Source organism: Aminobacter sp. Piv2-1 (assembly GCF_037625995.1).
GTDB lineage: Bacteria > Pseudomonadota > Alphaproteobacteria > Rhizobiales > Rhizobiaceae > Aminobacter.
Map to the genome: position 1 here is coordinate 370,903 of NZ_JARKMU010000004.1, position 17,555 is coordinate 388,457.

Genomic DNA, 17,555 nt, shown 5'->3' on the forward strand with positions numbered 1-17,555 from the left:
TATTAATTCCATTTTGGAAATAATGGCTACCAGCCCTGATCCCACTCGGGCACGCCGCGGAACTGCTCCACCAGGAAGTCGACGAAGACCCTGACCTTGATGGCGAGATGGCGTCCGGGCGGGTAGAGCGCGTAGATGGTGAGCGGCGATGGCTCGAAGCTGGCAAGCAGCGGCACCAGCAGCCGGTCGCGCAGGCGTGGACCGGCCATGAAGCTGGGGGCCCTTGCTATGCCGAGCCCGGCCTCGGCCGCCGAGAGCGCAACATCGGCATTGGAGAAACGCAGCCGGCCCGACACCCCTACCGAGGCGTCGCTGCCGTCCGGATTGCGAAAGGTCCAGCTGCCCGGCTCGCGGAAGTTGGTGTCGATGATGCACTCGTGCGGCGCGAGTCCGGCGGGGTCGGCCGGCGCTCCGTGCTGCGCCAGATAGTCTTGCGATGCGCACAACACGATGCGCGCCTCGCAGAGGCGGCGGGCGACCAAGCTGGTATCGGTGGGGTTGCCGATGCGGATGGCGACGTCGAACCCCTCGTCCACCACGTTGACCACCCGGTCCGAGAAGCTGACGTCGAGTTCGATCTGCGGAAATTGCCGGGCGAATGCGACGAAGACTGGCGCCAGCTGGCGCGCGCCGAAGGACACGGGCGCGGTGACCCTGAGGCGGCCCCGCGGCGTGCCGGAAACATTGCGGACCGCATCGTCGAGGGAATCGAACTCGGCGAGCAGAACCCGCACGCGCTCGAAATAGGCCTGCCCGGCCTCGGTCGCTGCGAGCGCCCTGGTGGTGCGGTTGAGCAAGCGGACGCCAAGATCGGCTTCCAACCGGGACACCAGCTTGGAAGCCTGCCCGGCGCTGGTGCGCAGCCGTGAGGCGGCCCGGGCAAAACTGCCCGTCTCCATAACCGCCACAAACATCCGGTCGCATTCGAGCCTGTCCATGCGCAACTTCTAGCGGCACAGGGCTCGCCATCCAAGCTGGTAAGGGGACAGTTTTTAGGCCGGCGCCAGCTTGAGCATAGCGATGCCGGCCAGACGGTGCCAATGCCGCCAAGCCGGAGCGGCGTCAGTTGCTCGCCGAACAGCACCGCGCTTACGATGACGGTGCCGGCGGCGCCGATCCCGGTCCAGACGGCATAGGCGGTGCCGACAGGTAGCGCCTCAAGCACCTTGCCGAGCAGGTAGACGAAGGCTGCGAGCAGCAGCACCGAGACGACCGACCAGCCAGGTCGGGTGTAGCCTTCGGCATATTTCATCGACACCGCCCAGGCGACGTCGAGAACCCCAGCGATCACGAGCAGGCTCCAGGCAAGGCCTTGGCTCATGGTCAGGCCGCGAGCTTCATGCCTTCGGCCGACATCGCCTCTCGCACTTTCGGTCGCACGCCGACGCGGTCCATATAGGCGCGCAGGTGCGGGAAGGCGGAGAGATCGACCTTGGCGTAGCCGGACCAGCCGACGATGGTGAACAGATAGGCGTCGGCGACGGTGAAGGTCTCGCCCATCAGCCAGGGGCCGCTGCCCTCCAGATGCCTTTCGACATAAGCGAGACGCTCCGCGATCTTGCCGCGCGCCACCTCCTGCGCCTGGATGCCGTATTCGGGATGGAACAGCCACGGGCTGTACATCTTGTGCAGTTCGGTGGCGATGAAGTTGAGCCAGGACTGCAGCTGGTAGCGTTCGCGCGTACCGGCCGCCGGCGCCAGCTGCGAAGCGGGCCTAAGGTCTGCGAGATACTGGACGATCGCCGCCCCCTCGGTCAGAAGCGAGCCGTCGTCGAGTTCGAGCGCCGGCACGTAGCCGTTCGGGTTGACCTTGGTGAAGTCGCGACCAGCACCGGTGACATGCGGCTGCCTGAAGATGTCGACGCGCTCGATGTCGAGCGGGATGCCGGCCTCGAGTGCCACGATATGGGGCGAGAGCGAGCAGGTGCCGGTGGCGTAGTAGAGTTTCATGATCCGTCCTCTTGGGTTGTCGACCGTGTGGTCGTTGCGTCCAGGGACAAAACTAGACGTTGCGCTGTCGCAATGCTCATTGGGACTTTGCCAATGACGCTTGCATGACTGCAGGCTCCTGTCATGCTAAGAAGCCACCCATGGAAGACTGGAACGAACTCAGGCTGGTGCTGGCCGTGGCCCGCGCCGGCAGCCTCACGTCAGCGGCGGGATTGCTCGGCATCGACCACTCGACGGTGTTTCGCCGGCTCAACGCATTCGAGCAGCGGCTGGCTGTGCGGCTGTTTGAGCGCCTGCCCGGCGGTGTCTACCAGCTGACCTCGGCCGGCCAGCGCACGGCGGCGGCGGCCGAGCGCATGGAGGACGAGGCGCTGGCGCTGGCCCGCGACATCGCCGGCGCCGACGGTAGACTGTCGGGGCGGCTGCGCGTCACCTCGTCGGAAACGCTGGCCTATTCCAGGCTGACCAAGCATCTCGCCGAGTTTCGGACCGTCCATCCCGGCATCGTCGTCGAACTCGCCATCGAGAACCGTGTGCTCTCGCTGTCGCGCCGCGAGGCGGACGTGGCACTGCGGCCGATCCGGCCAAAGGAAGGCGATCTCTGGGGGCGCAAGCTGGCCGGCGTCGCCTGGACGTTCTTCGCAGCACAAGCCTATCTCGACGCTCATGGCAGCCCGATCGCGGGACCGGCAGCGCTCGGCACACATTCACTGGTCGGCTGGGAGGAGACCGCTGGCGGCATCATGGCCGCCGACTGGCTGGATCGAAACGTCTCGCCCGACAGCTTCGTCTACCGCACCAACAGCCTGGTCAACCAATCGGTGGCGGCGCGCGCCGGCATCGGGCTTGCGCTCTTGCCCTGCTATCTCGGCGACAACGAGCCGGGCCTGGTGCGCGCGTTGGCCGAACCCATCGAGGAGCTCGCCGGCGAGCTGTGGATCGTCACCCACCAGGACCTGAAAGGCACGGCCCGCGTCCGCGCCTTCTTCGACGTCGTCGGCGAAGGGCTGGCGCGCGAGCGCGACCTGTTCGAAGGCCGCGCCGGCTAGTTCACCCGATCAGTGCCTCAGGCCCGGCGCTTCCTGGCCGGTGCGCTCGACATATTCGACATAGCCGCCGCCATAGGTGTGGATGCCGTCGGGCGTCAGTTCCAGCACGCGGTTGGAGAGGGCTGCGAGGAAATGGCGGTCGTGCGAGACGAACAGCATCGTGCCCTCATATTGGGAGAGCGCCTCGATCAGCATTTCCTTGGTGGCGATGTCCAGGTGGTTGGTCGGCTCGTCGAGGACCAGCAGGTTCGGCGGATCGAACAGCATGATCGCCATCACTAGGCGCGCCTTCTCGCCGCCCGAAAGCACGCGGCACTTCTTCTCGATCTCGTCGCCGGAGAAGCCGAAGCAGCCGGCGAGCGCGCGCAGCGGCGCCTGTCCCGCCTGCGGGAAGGAATGTTCCAGCTGCTCGAACACGGTGAGATCGCCGTCGAGCAGGTCCATGGCGTGCTGGGCGAAGTAGCCCATCTTGACGCTCGGCCCGCGCGCCACCGTGCCCTGGTCGGGCTCGGAAGCACCGGCGACGAGCTTGAGCAGCGTCGACTTGCCGGCGCCGTTGACGCCCATGATGCACCAGCGCTCGCGGCGGCGGACCTGGAAGTCGAGGCCCTCGTAGATGGTCTTGCTGCCGTAGCTCTTGTGCACGTTCTTGATCGTGACCACGTCCTCGCCCGAGCGCGGCGCCTGCTGGAACTCGAAGGCCACCGTCTGGCGGCGCTTGGGCGGCTCGACACGGTCGATCTTGTCGAGCTTCTTCACCCGGCTCTGCACCTGGGCGGCGTGCGAGGCGCGCGCCTTGAAGCGCTCGATGAACTTGATTTCCTTGGCCAGCATCGCCTGCTGGCGCTCGAACTGCGCCTGCTGCTGCTTGTCCGCCAGCTGGCGCTGCTGTTCGTAGAACTCGTAGTCGCCGGAATAGGTGGTCAGCGAACCGCCGTCGATCTCGATGATCTTGTTGACGATGCGGTTCATGAAGGCGCGGTCGTGCGAGGTCATCAACAGCGCGCCGTCATAGCCCTTGAGGAAGTCCTCGAGCCAGATCAGGCTCTCGATGTCGAGATGGTTCGACGGCTCGTCGAGCAGCATGACGTCGGGCCGCATCAAAAGGATGCGGGCGAGCGCCACGCGCATCTTCCAGCCGCCGGACAGCTTGCCGACGTCGCCGTCCATCATTTCCTGTGTGAAGCTCAAGCCGTCAAGCACTTCGCGGGCGCGGCCGTCGAGCGAATAGCCGTCGAGTTCCTCGTAGCGTGCCTGCACCTCGCCGTAGCGCTCGATGATGGCGTCCATCTCGTCGGCGCGGTCGGGGTCGACCATCGCCGCTTCCAGTTCGCGCAGCTCGGCGGCGACCTCGCTGACCGGGCCGGCCCCTTCCATCACCTCGGCGACGGCGCTGCGGCCGGACATCTCGCCGACATCCTGGTTGAAGTAGCCGATGGTGATGCCGCGTTCGCTCGAAACCTGGCCTTCGTCAGCCAGTTCCGCGCCGGTGATCATGCGGAACAGCGTCGTCTTGCCGGCGCCGTTGGGGCCGACGAGGCCGATCTTCTCCTGTTTCTGCAGGGTGGCCGAAGCCTCGACGAAGAGCAGCCGGTGGCTGTTCTGCTTGCTGACGTTCTCGATACGGATCATGGAAACCAGGGCCAGGGAGGGGAGTTGCGGCGGCTTATGGCACGCGCGCGCGCGCAATGCGAGACCTTCCGGCGGGGCATAGCAGCGCATGGGTAATCGCGCCCCGTCGACCGGCTTGCCCGCCCGCAGCCGAAGCCAATAGTCTGCCCCGGCGGAAACCGAGATCAACAGGCAAGGGAGAGGCAGCATGTTGTATGCAATCCTGGCATATCACGCCGAGGGCGTGGTCGAATCCTGGACCGAGGAGGAGGATGCGGCCCTGATGAAGGACCTGCTCGAGGTCAACGACCGCCTCGTCCGCGAGAAGCATCTTGGCCCGGCGGCCCGCCTAGGACCGACGGAAAGCGCGGTCACCCTGAGAGGAAAGGGGCTCGGCCTCGTCACCGACGGTCCCTTTGCCGAGACCAAGGAACAACTGCTCGGCTTCTACGTCGTCGACTACCCGACGATGGACGCAGCCGTTGCCGCGGCACGCGAACTGCGTTCCGCCAACCCCACCGCGGTGTATGAGATCCGGCCGATCCTGCTCTATGTCCCCGGCGCCCCGGTGGCGGCCTAGGACGAACAATAGGGTCCCCTCGCGGCCTTCGAACCTGGATCCCGGGATATTCTGGCGGAACGGGCCGACGATCTGCAGCAGTCGTACGCAGCGTGGCACGGCATTGTGCCGCCCGATTGCCTGCGATAGCCTCGGCTGAAGCCGACAGTCGATCCCACGCCGTCCAGCGCCATGGAAATTCTCTACGGGTTCGGGTTCCTACTCCTTTTCAGCGCGGCCGCCATCGGCGGGGTGGCGCTGCGTGTCCGCCTTCACGAAGATCACCTGTCGCAGGCCAACATGGATGCCTTGCGGCTGGTGACGGGACTGCTCGTCACCTTTGCCGCCCTGGTTCTCAGCCTGCAGCTTTCCACGGCGAAGCAGGCATTCGACGCCGCCAACAAGCACCGTTCCCTCTATGCCGCGCGGCTGGCCCGCCTCGACCAGTGCCTGCGCAATCTCGGCACCGAGGCGGAGCCGGCAAGGCGCATCCTTCGCCAATATTCCGCGGCTGTCATAGCCAGTACCTGGACGAAGGAGAAGGCGCCCGTCGTCGAAGGCATGCCGGATGTCCGCAACATGGCGGCAAGCGGTGAAGATCCGGGCCTGAATGCCCTCATGAACGAGGTCGGATTGATCGTCGACGCGCTGGCGCCTGCCGACGCGGTTCGCGCCAACATGGCCGCCAGATGCCGTAGCGACTACACGATGGTTCAGGAAAGTCGCTGGGCGGTCATCGAAGACGCGACCGGCGTTGCCCGAGGCTCGTTCGTAGGCATCATCAGTTTCTGGCTGGCGCTCGTGTTCCTGAGCTTCGGGCTTCAGATCCCGCGCCGCGTGCTGGGCGCGGTCGTCTTGTCCATTGGCGTCATGGCCGTCACCAGCGTCATGTTCGTCATCATCGACCTCCACATCCCCTATGGCGGAATGTTCGGGATCACGAGTTCGGCGATGCGCGGGGCATTGGCTGACATGGCGCGCTAGGCCGGTCCGTCAAACCCGGGCAGCCATCCACCGCGTGACATCGGGGAACCCCTGTTTATTCGAACCCGCGTGAACCCAAGGTCGGGTCGCTCGATCCCCCGCGCTGAGCGCGCCAATATGATGGCGGGACGCCCAGTTGGCGCTTGAAGGCGCGCGTGAACGCCGACTCCGACCCATAGCCGGATTCGAAGGCGATTTGCGCCACCGGCTCATGTGTCGTGCGCAGCCGCTCGGCAGCTGACCGCAGCCGCTGTTTCGCCAGGTAGTGCATCGGCGGCTCGCCCATCAGGCGCGTGAAACGATCGGCAAAGGCGGATCGCGACAGTCCGGCCTCCGCTGCCAGATCCTCGACTGTCCAGGCCTGGTGCTTGCGGGCATGGAGAAGAGCCAGCGCGCGGCCCACGACCGGGTCGCCCAGACCGGCGAGCCATGTACCCTGGGAGGGCGGCAAGGAATCCAGGTAACGCCGGATCGCCTCGACGAACAGGCATTCGGCAAGCCGGGCCAGCATGGCGTGAGAGCCCGCATGCCAGGACGTCATCTCCTGGGCTGCATAACGCAGCGTGCTTTCGATCCAGTCGACGGCAGCGCCCTGCTGCACCTCCAGCCGAAGCACATCGGGCAGAATTTCGAGCACGGGATCGCACGGTGCATCGGCACCGAGGAAACCGCACAGGATGTGCGTCCGTTCGCCGCCGCCGCCATGCTCGATCCTGGCCAGTTCGCCGTTCTGCGGTGGCGCGACCAGTGCTGCCGCGTCCACTGCCTCGACCGTGAGGTCGCTGCCCAGCCTGTGGGCATTGTTGGAAGGGAAGAGCACGATCTCGCCGGCCTTGATGCGGAAGGGATCCCGCTGGTCCACCTTCAGCAACAGGCTGCCCTGGGTGACATAGTGATAGGCGATCACGTGCGCCGGCAGCGGTGCCATAAGCAGGCCGACGTCGTCCGGTCCGATCGGGGTGGCGGTAACGCACCAGGGGGCCGTGAATTCGCAATCCAGAAAGATGCCACTGCTCAGGTGAAGCGTGCGCAACAGATCAAGGACTGCGTTCATTGTCGCATCTCCCGTCCGGGGCGCCGGGCAAGAAATCCGGCGTTGCGGTCATTCACCGGCCGCCCCGGTAGAGAGTATCATGAATCCACCACCCAACGGCAGCGTGGGCAGTCGTTGCGAACCGGGCCAAGGCCCGAGGCGTCTGCCCGGCAGGCAGGGCGGTGAAATTGGTCTTTTCGTAGGAGGGTGACATGGAGGTCCAGACCGACAATCTCGTGCAGCAGTTGCGGCGTAGCGGCTTCAAGGGACAGATCATCCAGGCCGGCAACGCGAGCTACGACGAGGCCAGGACCATCTTCAACGCCATGATCGACCGCCGCCCTGCCGTGATCGCGCAATGCCTCGATGTCGAGGACGTGACAAACGCCGTCCGTTTCGGGCGGGAAGTCGGCTTCGAAATCTCGGTTCGCGGCGGCGGGCATGGGGTGGCAGGCAAGGCATTGAACGACGGCGGGCTGGTGATAGACCTCCGCCACATGAACCAGGTGGCCGTCGACGCCGAAAGGCGCCTGGCAATCGTTTCGGGCGGCGCGACCATGAGCCATCTCGACCGCGCCACCCAACCGCACGGGTTGGCGACGACCGGCGGGCGCGTCTCGACGACCGGCGTGGGCGGCTTCACGCTCGGAGGCGGCTCGGGCTGGCTCGACCGCAAGTTCGGCCTTGCCTGCGACAATCTCGTTTCGGCCGAGCTCGTCTGCCCCGACGGCAGCGTGCTCCACGCCAGCGAGACCGAGAACCCCGACCTGTTCTGGGCACTGCACGGCGGCGGCGGCAATTTCGGCGTCGCCACCTCCTTCACCTTCCGGCTGCATCCGCTTTCGGTGGTGACGGCGGCCTTGCTGTTCTGGCCGCCTGCGGCCGGACCGGACATCCTGCGGCACTACCGCGACTTCATGGATGCCGCACCCGACGAAGTCAGCGGCGGCTTCCTTTATGTGACTGCCCCAAATGAGGAGTTCGTACCGCAGCATCTCGTGGGTAGGCTCAGCTGCCTTGCGGTGCTCATCTATGCCGGGCCGGAGGACGAGGCCCGCAGGGTTCTTGCGCCCGTTCTGGCGCTCGAGCCCGCGGGCGCGATGGTCGCCGAAATGCCCTATGCAGATCTCCAGTGCCTGATCGACGACCCGCCCGGCTATCGCAATTATTGGTCCGCCGAGCATCTCGGACAATTGCCCGACGAAGCCATCGACCTGTTCTGCGCCCGCGCGCGCGACATGATCGTGCCCTCGCCTTCGCAGCATGTGCTGTTCCCGCAGGGCGGGGCGGCCGGGCGCAACGGCGATCACTATCCCGTTTCGTGGCGACGCGCGGCCTGGACCGTGCATCCCTTCGGCCTGTGGTCGGCTCCGGAAGACGATGAACGCGCCAAGCGCTGGACCCGCGATATCAGGGCCGACCTGCAGCCCTGGGCGATGGGTGCCGTCTACCTCAATTTTATCGGCGACGAGGGCGAGGACAGGGTGCTGGCCGGGTTCGGGCGCGAGAATTACGCGAGGCTCGTCGCGGTCAAATCTCGCTACGATCCCGACAATGTCTTCCGGTCGAACCACAATATCCGGCCAACGTAGCGGAGCCGTATTGGTCGGCACCACGCCTGCCGGTTCGACATGACGGGCATCCGGTCGTCGTGATCCCGATCGGTTTCGACCGGGAAGGCTTGCCGATCGGCGCCCAGTTCGTCGGGCCCAGGCATTCAGACTTGCGGTGGCTGGCTGTCGCAAAGGCCCTGGCACGCCTAACCGACGGCTTTGTCAGACCGCCAGGATACTGACCGAGGCGGGATGCCTTGACCTATGCGATGCTTTCGCCACCATCGATCACCAGTGCCTGGCCGGTCATGAACGACGAGCGGTCGGAGACCAGGAACAGGATCGCCTCGGCGATCTCCTCAGCCGTGGCCCAGCGCTGCATCGGGATCTTGGTGCGCACATAGTCTTCGATCGCCTTGCGTCCGCCCATCTGGGCGATGAAGGGATCGTTGAAGGGGGTGTCGACCCAGCCCGGGCACAGCGCGTTCACCCGCACATTGTATTTGGCGTAGTCGATCGACATCTGCCGCGTCATCGCCACCACCGCATGCTTGGACGTGGCATAGGCGATCATCTCGTGGTCGTAGAACACGCCCGAGTTCGACGCGGTGTTGACGATCACCCCGCCGCCCTGTGCGATCATCGCCGGCATTGTGAGCTTCGAGGCCAGGAAATGGGCGCGGACGTTGATGCGCCAGGAGGCGTCCATGCCTTCGCTGGCCACCTCCATCAGCGGGCCGCCGACCTGGATGCCGGCGTGGTTGTGCAGGATGTCGATGCGGCCGTGGCGTTCGAGCGTGGTGCCGATCATGCGCTCGATCTGGGTGTCGTCCGACACGTCGGTGCAGATCGCCTCGGCGCGTCCCCCGGCTGCGCGGATTGCTTCCGCCGCCGTCTCGCCGGATGCGGCATCGCGGTCGGTGACGACCACCACCGCGCCCTCCCTCCCCATCATCAGTGCGCCGGCCCGGCCGATGCCGGAGCCTGCGCCCGTGACGACGGCAATACGATCCTTGAGCAGCATGTCGAGCCTTTCAGTGGGAGGGTTTGCGCTTGCGCAGCAGGAGCTGCGCCAGCGCCACGATCAGCACCGAGGCGCAAAGCACGATGGTGGCGATGGCATTGATTTCGGGGGTCACGCCGCGGCGGATGGAGGCGAAAACGTAGATGGGCAGCGTCGTCTGGGCGCCCGCGACGAAGAAAGCGATGATGAAATCGTCGAAGGAGAAGGTGAAGGCGAGCAGGAATCCGGCCAGGATCGCGGGCATGATCTGCGGCAGGACGATCGACCGGAAGGTGGTCAGCGGCGTGGCGTAGAGGTCGCTCGAGGCTTCCACCAGGTTGCGGTCGAGGCTGCCCAGCCGGGTGCGGACGATCATCGTCACCAGCGCCATCGAGAACAGGCCATGCGCGGCGATGATCGAGCCGTAGCCGAGCGAGAGCCGCGGCGGCTCGCTTCCGGGCCAGACCGAGGCAAGGAACGGATTGACCACTGCGAACAATTGCACCAGCGCGACCAGCGTTGAAATGCCGATCACCACGCCCGGCACGACGATGGCGGCGCCCAGGAGCACGTCGAACACGGTGCGTGTCCTGATGCCGACGCGGGCAAGGCCGAGCGCGGCGGCAGTGCCGAACACGGCCGCGAGCGAGGCGCTGGTGGTGGCAATGAACAGGCTGTTCTTGAGCGCTTCCATCAGGAACGGGTTGGCAAGCGCCTTGCCGTACCACTGGGTCGAAAGCCCGGTGAGTTCGCTCGCATGCCGGCCTGCGTTGAACGAGAACAGCACGACCAGGGCGATCGGCAGATACAGGAAGGCGAAGACCGCAACGATGAAGGCGCGCATCAGATCAGGTCCACCTGGCGGGCGCCCGAGTAGCGGGCCGAAACGCGGTTTGCAATGACCAGGACGACCACCGAGACGAGCACCAGCGTCACCGCGATGGCCGAGCCGAACGGCCAGTTGCGCGACTGCAGGAACAGGTCTACCAGCGCATTGCCGATGAAGAAGACCTTGCCGCCGCCCAGCAGTGTCGGGATGAGATATTCGCCGAGCAGCAGGATCATGACGAGCGAGAAGCCGGTCATCACGCCCGGCAGCGAGAGCCGGAGGGTGACCCCGAAGAAGGTCGACAAAGGGGTGGCGCCGAGGTCGGCAGAAGCCTCCAGCAGCCTTCGGTCGAGCCGTTCGAGGCTGACATAGATCGGCAGGATCATCAGCGGCAGGTAACCGTAGACGATGCCGAGCAGCACCGCGCCCGGCGTATTGATGAGCCTCAGATCCTCGATGCCGACATAGGACAGCAGGGCCGGAATGCCACGCCCGCCCAATATGTACATCCAGGCATAGGTGCGGATCAGGAGGCTCGTCCAGAACGGGATGACGATCAGCGCAAGCAGGATGAGGCGCCAGCGTTCCGGGACCTGCAGGGCAATGTAGTATGCCACCGGATAGGCGACGAGCAGGCAGGCGAAGGCTCCCACCGGGGCGAGGATCAGCGTGTTCCAGAAGGCGGTGGCACGAGCCGGCAGGTTTGCATATTGCGCAATCGTCAGGGCTGCCTGGTAGCCGCCTTCCGGTGCCCTTTCGCCGACGCTGAAGACGACGATGGCGACGAAGGGCAGCACCAGGAACACGACCAGCCACGCCGTCGCCGGCGCGAGCAGCAGGGCGGTCAGCAATTTATGGCGAAAGGCGCTCGGCTGCATCCGGACGGCTCCAGGGTCCGACGGCACGCACCCGGGCGCGGCCGTCGGCGGAGTTGGTTTTTTCGATCTCGCCGGCTCAGGCCGACTTGAAACGGGCCATCAGTTCGGCGCGCGCCGGGTCAGTCAGCGTCGCCGCGGCTCCGAACTCGAGCGCCGTCAGCAGATCGGCCGCCGGGTAGAGGATCGGGTTGTCCAGCACCTCCTTGGGCAGCAGCGCGTTGACGCGGGCGTCGGTGGACGGCGCGCCATTGGCCAGGTGCTCCTTGACCGCGACCTGCGGGTTCATCAGGTGGTTGAGCAGTGCATAGCCGGCGGGCTTGTTCGGAGCATCCTTGGGAATGGCGTAGAAGTCGGTCCAGATCTCGCCGCCTTCCTTGCCGAGCACATAGGCGATTTCGGGGATGTCGCGGTTGAGCTGGGCGCCATCGTTGGTCCAGCACATGGTCATCCAGGCGTCGTTCGCGCGCATCGGCGGCTGGTAGTCGCTGGAAACCGCGAACAGATGCGGCTTGACCTTGATGAGCAGTTCCTCGGCTTTGGCGAGCTCGTCCGGCTTCAGCGAGTTGAACGAGAAGCCGAAATACTTCAGCGCATTGCCGATGGTGGTCAGCTGGTAGTCGTGCACCATGGTGCGGCCTTCGCCTTCGGCCATGGCCGTGTCCCAGAATTCCTTCCAGGTGGTCATCGGCTTCGTCAGCTTCTTGGTGTTCACGGCGAAACCGGTCGTGCCCCAGTTCTTCGGCACCGCATAGACGACGCTGTCGATCGCCCCTTCGGCGGTGAAGCGCGCATCTTCCGACTTGGCGTCGAAGTTGGTGAGCTTGGCCATGTCGAGCGGATCGATGAGGTCGAGCTTCTTGTAGGTCGAGATCGTGTAGTTGGTCGGGACGAACAGGCTCCAGCCCGAGCCGCCGGCCTGCAGCTTGGCAAGCATCTCCTCGTTCGAGCCGAACACATTGACCTCGACGGCGACGCCCGTCTCCTTGGTGAAGTTCTCGAAGGTCGCCGGGTCGTGGTAGTTGGGCCAGGTGGCGATGGACATGCGGTCGCCGAGGTTTTCGGCGGCGTGCGCCGGCGTCGGCGACAGGCCGAGCTCACGGCCGAAAACGGCGGTGGCGATGCCGAGCCCGGTCAAGCCCAGGAAGTCGCGCCGGCCGATCGAGCCGCGCTTCAGGCGCATCAGCTGATGGACAAATTCCTCCGAGGTGACGGGCTGGCCGTCACGATACGATTTCGACATTTTTCGTTTCCCTCTGTTTTGGCCCGTTGTCTCTTGCGCCCGCGAACGCCAGCGGCGCTCCCGGTGCAAAGCCGATGGCGACGGGCTCGCCCGGCTCGAATAGGTCGACCTGCCCGAACTGCTGGTCGGCGGTGGCCAGCAGCGTGCCGATCGCCGGAACCTCGATGGCGTATTCGGCCACGGAACCGAGGAAGATGCGGTTGCGCACGGTGCCCGTGATTCCGCCCTGTCCCGGCGTGCTGAGGCGCAACGCCTCGGGCCGCAGGCTGATCGAGACGGCTTCGCCGCTCGCGAGCTCCTTGCGGCCGCGCGCGGAGATGACAGATCCGTCGGCAAGCTTGACCTCGAAGAGGTCGCCGGAGCGGCCGGCCACGTTGCCGCTCAGGAGGTTGGTCTTGCCCACGAAGTCGGCGACGAAGAGGTCCGCCGGCTCATGGTAGATATCGCTCGGCGTGCCGATCTGGACGATGCCGCCGCGGTTCATCACGCAGACGAAATCGCTCATCGAAAGCGCTTCTTCCTGGTCGTGGGTGACCAGCACGAAGGTGATGCCCAGTTCGCGCTGCAGGTTCTGCAGTTCGATCTGCATGTTGGTGCGCAGCTTCTTGTCGAGTGCGGCCAGCGGCTCGTCGAGGAGCAGCACGGCCGGCTTGTTGACCAGCGCCCGCGCCAGCGCCACGCGCTGCTGCTGTCCGCCCGAGAGCTCGTGGATCTTGCGGCGGCCGTAGCCGGCGAGCTGGACCATCGCCAGGGCGTCACCGGCTCTCTGGCTTATCTCGCGCGCCGACAGGCGCGGGCGCTGCTGGCGCAGGCCGTAGGAGACGTTGTCCTCCACGTCGAGATGCGGAAACAGCGCATATTGCTGGAAGACCATGTTGACCGGGCGCCGGTAGGGTGGCGTGCCCGCCATGTCCTGGCCGCGGATGAGGACCTTGCCCTCGCTCGGTTGCTCGAACCCCCCGATCATGCGCAGGCAGGTCGTCTTGCCGCAGCCGGAGGGGCCAAGCAGGGCCACGAAGGCTGCCGGCGGGATCGATAGGTCGACGCCGCTGACGGCGGTGACGGCGCCATAGCGCTTGGTGACTCCGCGAAACTCGATGTCGGGAACGGGCGCTGCGGTCAATCGGCTGCCTCCAGGGCGCAAACGGCGTCACTGCCCCGAACGCTAGCAGAAAATGCTGCCTAGTATATACCTCACAGGTGGTATATCGATGCTATTTATTGAAATGGAGTGGTATCACATTGAAGGGACGAACCTCCCGTGGCGACGATTTCGGCGACCTGGCGGCGGTGGTCGCCACGACCCGGGAGGCCAGTGGCTACCGCTTCGGCGAGGCGCTGATCGCCTGGCTCAGCCGGCACGTGTCCTTCGACCATTGCGTGGTCTTCGGCTATCGCGGGGCGGCGCGCCCGCCGATGCTGTTCGAAACGTTTTCGCCCAGCGAAAGCCATGTCTTCGTCGCCCTCTATCAGGAGGGGCCCTACCTGCTCGACCCGTTCCACCACGCGGCGATCGAGCGCAAGGAAGGCTTCTGGCGGATGCGGGAGCTGGCGCCCGACCGGTTTTATGCGAGCGAATATTTCCGCTCCTACTACAGCCAGACGAAACTCGCCGAGGAAGTGGGCTTCTTCGTGCCACTGCCTGGCAAGGATGCGGTGGTGCTGTCGCTGATGCGGCTGAAGGTATCTGGACCGTTCGGCACGGCCGACGCGCGCAAGCTGCGTGACATGGCGCCGCTGGTCATCGAGCTCTGCCGCCAGCGCTGGCCGGGACTGCCCGAGACGGAGCAGCCTGCACCGACGGAAAAGAACGCGCCGGCGTCTGTCAACGAGTTCGACCGGACCCATATCTGGGAGAGCCTTTCGCTCACGGCGCGCGAGATGCATGTCGTCGACATGGTGCTGCAGGGCCATTCGACCGAATCCATAGCCCGCTCGCTCGGCGTCGCCCCGGGCACCGTCAAGGTCCACCGCCGCAACATCCATCACAAGCTCGGCATCAAGTCGCAGGCCGAGCTTTTCGCGCGCTTCATCCAGATCATCGAGAAGCGTCGTTAAGCGACGGCACCCAAGATCGCCGCAGGCGGAGATGATGGCTGCCCGCTTGGCCTGTGCTCACCCCGCCGCCATCGACCTGGCGATATCGAGGAAGACCCGCACCAGTTTGCCGCCACTGCGTTCGCGCAGGCAGATGAGCGCCTCGTCCATCAGCATCTCGGGAGCCGCGATCGGGATCTGGACCAGCCGGGCGTCCTGGCCGAACTCGGCGGCCGAGACGAAACCGACGCCGGCTCCGGACGCCACGATCTCGCGCACCGCCTCGCGCCCCTCTGCCTCGATCGCCGGCTTGAACTGGAAGCCTTCCTTGGACGCGAGATCCTCCAGCTTGGCGCGCGTCTTCGAGCCGCGCTCGCGCATGACAAGCGGAAGCAGGGACAGTTCGTGCAGCGACAGCGACTTGGCCCTGGCCATCGGATGATCGGTCGAGACGAAGGCGACGACCGGCGTCGAGTTCAGCTTCACCACCTCGAAGTCGCGGCCGGTGGGGATCTCGCCGAGCACGCCGATGTCGGCCTCGTAGCTGTAGAGGCTGGAGATGACCGTCTCGGTGTTGCCGGCGCGGACCGAAACCTGGATGCCGGGATATTTCTGGCGGAATTGGCCGAGGATGTGCAGCAGGTGGTGGGCGGCATCCGCCACGATGCGCAGCGTGCCCGAGCGCAGGGCGCGCGATTCCGACAAAAGCTCCAGCGCCTGCTGCTCGGTGTCAAACATGCGGTGGGTGATTTCGAGCAGCTTGAGGCCGGCTTCGGTCGGCGTCACCTGCTTCTTGTGGCGGTTGAACAGGAGCACGTCATACTCTTCCTCCAGCTTGCGCACCTGGTCGGAAATCGCCGGCTGGGTGAGGAACAGCATCTCGGCGGCGCGCGAAAAGCCGCCGCACACCGCGACATAGTGAAAAGCCCTGAGCTGTACGTACCGCATGCCTGCTCCCTGACGTCAGGGCAGAATAGCAATAAACTCAGCCAATAGAAATATCGAAACTAACGATTTGATTTATGGCTTGCCGTGCCGAGGATAGAGCAGGCGCCATCCTTGCGCCGCGCGTTGGGAGGCACGGCACCATGCATCTTCTGTACATCCTGCTTCAGCTGGCCGGCGCTATCATGCTGCTGCTCTGGGCCGTGCGCATGGTGCGCACGGGGGTGGAGCGCGCCCACGGCGCATTGCTGCGCGAGGCGCTGCGCGGTGCGACCAGGGGGCGGGTGCGCGCGGCTGCTGCCGGCACCGTGCTCGCCGTCATGCTGCAGAGCGCCACCGCCGTCGCAGTGCTCACCGCGGGCTTCGCTGCGACTGGTGTGATGACGGTCTCGGGCGGGCTCGCCGTCATGCTGGGCGCCGATGTCGGCTCGACGCTTGTGGTGCAGGCGCTGTCCTTCGATCTCAGCTGGCTGGTGCCGCTGCTGCTGTTTGCGGGTGCCACGATGTTCCTCAAGGTCGAGGCGCGAATCGTCAAGCAGACCGGGCGCACGCTGCTCGGCATCGCCTTCATCCTGATCTCGCTGCGCATGGTCGGCGAGGCGACTACCCCGATGCGCCACAGCGCGCTGCTGCCCATGGCGGTCGACTATCTGCGCAGCGACCCGGTGACGGCCTTCGGCGCCGCCGCCCTGTTCACATGGCTGATCCACTCCAGCGTCGCCTCGGTGCTTTTGTTCATGTCGATGGCAGCCCAAGGCGTGCTGCCGGCCGAGGTCGCGTTGCCGATGATCCTCGGCGTCAATCTCGGCGCCGGGCTTGTCGCCGTCGGGCTGACCCGCGGCCAGGCGATAGAGGCCCGACGCATCCCGCTCGGCAACCTGATCTTCCGGGCAACGGCTGCGGTCGTCATCCTGCTTGGGCTGCAGGCAGCCACCTTGCCGATGTCCTGGTTCGGCGAGAATGCCGCCCGGCAGGTGGTCAACATGCACCTCGCCTTCAATCTTGCGCTGCTGGTCGCCTGCTTGCCTTTCACCACGGCGATGGAACGGCTGGCGCGGCTGATCCTGCCCGACGCCCCGGCGGGCGAAGAAACATTCGACCTGATGTCGCGCCGCAAGAGCGCGCTCGACCGCACCGTCATCAAGATGCCGAGCGTCGCGCTGGCGAGTGCTACGCGCGAGGTGCTGCGCATGGCCGAGACGGTGGAGATCATGCTGCGGCCTGTCATGGAGCTGTTCGAGAGCGGCGACAAGGCGCGCGTGGCGCAGCTGCGCCGCCTCGACGAGGAGGTCAACCGCGCCCACACCGACATCAAGCTCTACATCGCCGAGGTCAATCGCGGCACGATGAGCCAGGACGAGGCGCGACGCGGCATCGAGCTCACCGACCTCGCCATCAATCTCGAACATGCCGGCGACATCATCGCCAAGAACCTTCTGGTGCTGGCCGAGGAAAAGGGTGACAAGCGGTTGAGCTTCTCCCGCGAAGGCTGGTCCGAGCTGACCGCCCTGCACGACCGGGTGCTGGCCAACATGCAGATCGCCATGAACGTGCTGGTGTCGGGGGACCTCGAGGCGGCGCGCCAGTTGGTGGTCGAGAAGGAGCGCATGCGCAAGCTCGAGCGCGACAGCCACGAACGCCACCTCAAGCGCCTGCAATCGGGCACGCCGCAGAGCATCGAGACCAGCGATATCCACCTCGAGGCGGTTCGGGCGCTGAAGGAGTTCAACTCGCTGCTGGTTTCGGTCGCCTACCCGATCCTGACCCAGAGCGGCGACCTGCTTGAAAGCCGGCTGGCGAAGACCGCCTAGCAGTTTCACCGCTGTCATCCGCACATCATTACTCAGACTTATCATTGGATACGAAATAACGATTGTACATATG

Annotated in this window: 16 protein-coding genes and 1 pseudogene; 6 read left to right on the forward strand and 11 right to left on the reverse strand. The window is 65.6% G+C overall.

Annotated features, from left to right (window positions below; genetic code table 11):
* Positions 1-26: 26 nt before the first annotated feature.
* The 3 genes and pseudogenes from AmiPiv_RS10030 to gstA all read right to left on the reverse strand — a co-directional run bounded on the left by AmiPiv_RS10030 (position 27) and on the right by gstA (position 1,950).
* Positions 27-938: a LysR family transcriptional regulator gene (locus AmiPiv_RS10030; protein ID WP_340037250.1), complete on the reverse strand. Its 912-nt coding sequence runs from the start codon at positions 936-938 to the stop codon at positions 27-29.
* A 54-nt stretch (positions 939-992) separates the two neighbouring features.
* Positions 993-1,321: pseudogene (locus AmiPiv_RS10035) on the reverse strand (DMT family transporter).
* Positions 1,322-1,323: 2 nt separating this feature from the next.
* On the reverse strand, positions 1,324-1,950 hold the full coding sequence (gstA, locus tag AmiPiv_RS10040) for a glutathione transferase GstA (RefSeq protein WP_340037251.1): 627 nt from the start codon (positions 1,948-1,950) through the stop codon (positions 1,324-1,326).
* 140 nt (positions 1,951-2,090) lie between these two features.
* Between gstA and AmiPiv_RS10045 the strand changes: the two genes are divergently transcribed.
* Positions 2,091-2,999, forward strand: a complete 909-nt coding sequence (locus tag AmiPiv_RS10045) for a LysR family transcriptional regulator (RefSeq protein WP_340037252.1) — start codon at positions 2,091-2,093, stop codon at positions 2,997-2,999.
* Between the two features lie 9 nt (positions 3,000-3,008).
* Here the strand turns inward: AmiPiv_RS10045 and AmiPiv_RS10050 are convergent, their stop codons facing one another.
* Positions 3,009-4,631, reverse strand: a complete 1,623-nt coding sequence (locus AmiPiv_RS10050) for an ABC-F family ATP-binding cassette domain-containing protein (protein WP_340037253.1) — start codon at positions 4,629-4,631, stop codon at positions 3,009-3,011.
* 187 nt (positions 4,632-4,818) lie between these two features.
* On the opposite strand from AmiPiv_RS10050, the gene AmiPiv_RS10055 reads away from it, so the two are divergent.
* Positions 4,819-5,190, forward strand: coding sequence for a YciI family protein (locus AmiPiv_RS10055; RefSeq protein ID WP_340037254.1), 372 nt, complete (start codon positions 4,819-4,821; stop codon positions 5,188-5,190).
* Between the two features lie 171 nt (positions 5,191-5,361).
* Complete coding sequence (locus tag AmiPiv_RS10060) at positions 5,362-6,153, forward strand: bestrophin-like domain (RefSeq protein WP_340037256.1); 792 nt, start codon at positions 5,362-5,364, stop codon at positions 6,151-6,153.
* Positions 6,154-6,208: 55 nt separating this feature from the next.
* Here AmiPiv_RS10060 and AmiPiv_RS10065 read toward each other — a convergent pair whose 3' ends face one another.
* Positions 6,209-7,207, reverse strand: a complete 999-nt coding sequence (locus AmiPiv_RS10065) for an AraC family transcriptional regulator (RefSeq protein WP_340037257.1) — start codon at positions 7,205-7,207, stop codon at positions 6,209-6,211.
* Between the two features lie 191 nt (positions 7,208-7,398).
* On the opposite strand from AmiPiv_RS10065, the gene AmiPiv_RS10070 reads away from it, so the two are divergent.
* A complete protein-coding gene (locus AmiPiv_RS10070; RefSeq protein WP_340037258.1) occupies positions 7,399-8,778 on the forward strand; it encodes an FAD-binding oxidoreductase in 1,380 nt (459 codons plus the stop codon).
* Between the two features lie 223 nt (positions 8,779-9,001).
* Here the strand turns inward: AmiPiv_RS10070 and AmiPiv_RS10075 are convergent, their stop codons facing one another.
* The 5 genes from AmiPiv_RS10075 to AmiPiv_RS10095 all read right to left on the reverse strand — a co-directional run bounded on the left by AmiPiv_RS10075 (position 9,002) and on the right by AmiPiv_RS10095 (position 13,812).
* Positions 9,002-9,763 (reverse strand): SDR family NAD(P)-dependent oxidoreductase, encoded by a 762-nt coding sequence (locus tag AmiPiv_RS10075; RefSeq protein ID WP_340037259.1) that lies wholly within the window; start codon positions 9,761-9,763, stop codon positions 9,002-9,004.
* A 10-nt stretch (positions 9,764-9,773) separates the two neighbouring features.
* Positions 9,774-10,586 (reverse strand): ABC transporter permease, encoded by an 813-nt coding sequence (locus tag AmiPiv_RS10080; RefSeq protein ID WP_340037260.1) that lies wholly within the window; start codon positions 10,584-10,586, stop codon positions 9,774-9,776.
* Positions 10,586-11,449 (reverse strand): ABC transporter permease, encoded by an 864-nt coding sequence (locus AmiPiv_RS10085; protein ID WP_340037261.1) that lies wholly within the window; start codon positions 11,447-11,449, stop codon positions 10,586-10,588. Before AmiPiv_RS10085 ends, AmiPiv_RS10080 begins: the two co-directional genes overlap by 1 nt.
* Positions 11,450-11,525: 76 nt before the next feature.
* Positions 11,526-12,689: an ABC transporter substrate-binding protein gene (locus tag AmiPiv_RS10090; RefSeq protein ID WP_340037262.1), complete on the reverse strand. Its 1,164-nt coding sequence runs from the start codon at positions 12,687-12,689 to the stop codon at positions 11,526-11,528.
* On the reverse strand, positions 12,670-13,812 hold the full coding sequence (locus AmiPiv_RS10095; protein WP_340037263.1) for an ABC transporter ATP-binding protein: 1,143 nt from the start codon (positions 13,810-13,812) through the stop codon (positions 12,670-12,672). The genes AmiPiv_RS10090 and AmiPiv_RS10095 overlap by 20 nt, the downstream gene beginning before the upstream one ends.
* Before the next feature lie 119 nt (positions 13,813-13,931).
* Between AmiPiv_RS10095 and AmiPiv_RS10100 the strand changes: the two genes are divergently transcribed.
* Positions 13,932-14,747 (forward strand): response regulator transcription factor, encoded by an 816-nt coding sequence (locus AmiPiv_RS10100; RefSeq protein ID WP_340037264.1) that lies wholly within the window; start codon positions 13,932-13,934, stop codon positions 14,745-14,747.
* A gap of 57 nt (positions 14,748-14,804) precedes the next feature.
* Here the strand turns inward: AmiPiv_RS10100 and AmiPiv_RS10105 are convergent, their stop codons facing one another.
* Positions 14,805-15,674: a LysR substrate-binding domain-containing protein gene (locus tag AmiPiv_RS10105; protein WP_340037266.1), complete on the reverse strand. Its 870-nt coding sequence runs from the start codon at positions 15,672-15,674 to the stop codon at positions 14,805-14,807.
* A 140-nt stretch (positions 15,675-15,814) separates the two neighbouring features.
* On the opposite strand from AmiPiv_RS10105, the gene AmiPiv_RS10110 reads away from it, so the two are divergent.
* Entirely contained in the window at positions 15,815-17,482 is a 1,668-nt protein-coding gene (locus AmiPiv_RS10110) for a Na/Pi cotransporter family protein (protein WP_340037268.1), read from the forward strand.
* Positions 17,483-17,555: the final 73 nt, after the last annotated feature.

Excerpts from the sequence above, each read along its gene's own strand:
- AmiPiv_RS10030 (WP_340037250.1), bottom strand. The coding sequence starts at position 938 with ATGGACAGGCTCGAATGCGACCGGATGTTTGTGGCGGTTATGGAGACG.
- gstA (WP_340037251.1), bottom strand. The coding sequence starts at position 1,950 with ATGAAACTCTACTACGCCACCGGCACCTGCTCGCTCTCGCCCCATATC.
- AmiPiv_RS10045 (WP_340037252.1), top strand. The coding sequence starts at position 2,091 with ATGGAAGACTGGAACGAACTCAGGCTGGTGCTGGCCGTGGCCCGCGCC.
- AmiPiv_RS10050 (WP_340037253.1), bottom strand. The coding sequence starts at position 4,631 with ATGATCCGTATCGAGAACGTCAGCAAGCAGAACAGCCACCGGCTGCTC.
- AmiPiv_RS10055 (WP_340037254.1), top strand. The coding sequence starts at position 4,819 with ATGTTGTATGCAATCCTGGCATATCACGCCGAGGGCGTGGTCGAATCC.
- AmiPiv_RS10060 (WP_340037256.1), top strand. The coding sequence starts at position 5,362 with ATGGAAATTCTCTACGGGTTCGGGTTCCTACTCCTTTTCAGCGCGGCC.
- AmiPiv_RS10065 (WP_340037257.1), bottom strand. The coding sequence starts at position 7,207 with ATGAACGCAGTCCTTGATCTGTTGCGCACGCTTCACCTGAGCAGTGGC.
- AmiPiv_RS10070 (WP_340037258.1), top strand. The coding sequence starts at position 7,399 with ATGGAGGTCCAGACCGACAATCTCGTGCAGCAGTTGCGGCGTAGCGGC.
- AmiPiv_RS10075 (WP_340037259.1), bottom strand. The coding sequence starts at position 9,763 with ATGCTGCTCAAGGATCGTATTGCCGTCGTCACGGGCGCAGGCTCCGGC.
- AmiPiv_RS10080 (WP_340037260.1), bottom strand. The coding sequence starts at position 10,586 with ATGCGCGCCTTCATCGTTGCGGTCTTCGCCTTCCTGTATCTGCCGATC.
- AmiPiv_RS10085 (WP_340037261.1), bottom strand. The coding sequence starts at position 11,449 with ATGCAGCCGAGCGCCTTTCGCCATAAATTGCTGACCGCCCTGCTGCTC.
- AmiPiv_RS10090 (WP_340037262.1), bottom strand. The coding sequence starts at position 12,689 with ATGTCGAAATCGTATCGTGACGGCCAGCCCGTCACCTCGGAGGAATTT.
- AmiPiv_RS10105 (WP_340037266.1), bottom strand. The coding sequence starts at position 15,674 with ATGCGGTACGTACAGCTCAGGGCTTTTCACTATGTCGCGGTGTGCGGC.
- AmiPiv_RS10110 (WP_340037268.1), top strand. The coding sequence starts at position 15,815 with ATGCATCTTCTGTACATCCTGCTTCAGCTGGCCGGCGCTATCATGCTG.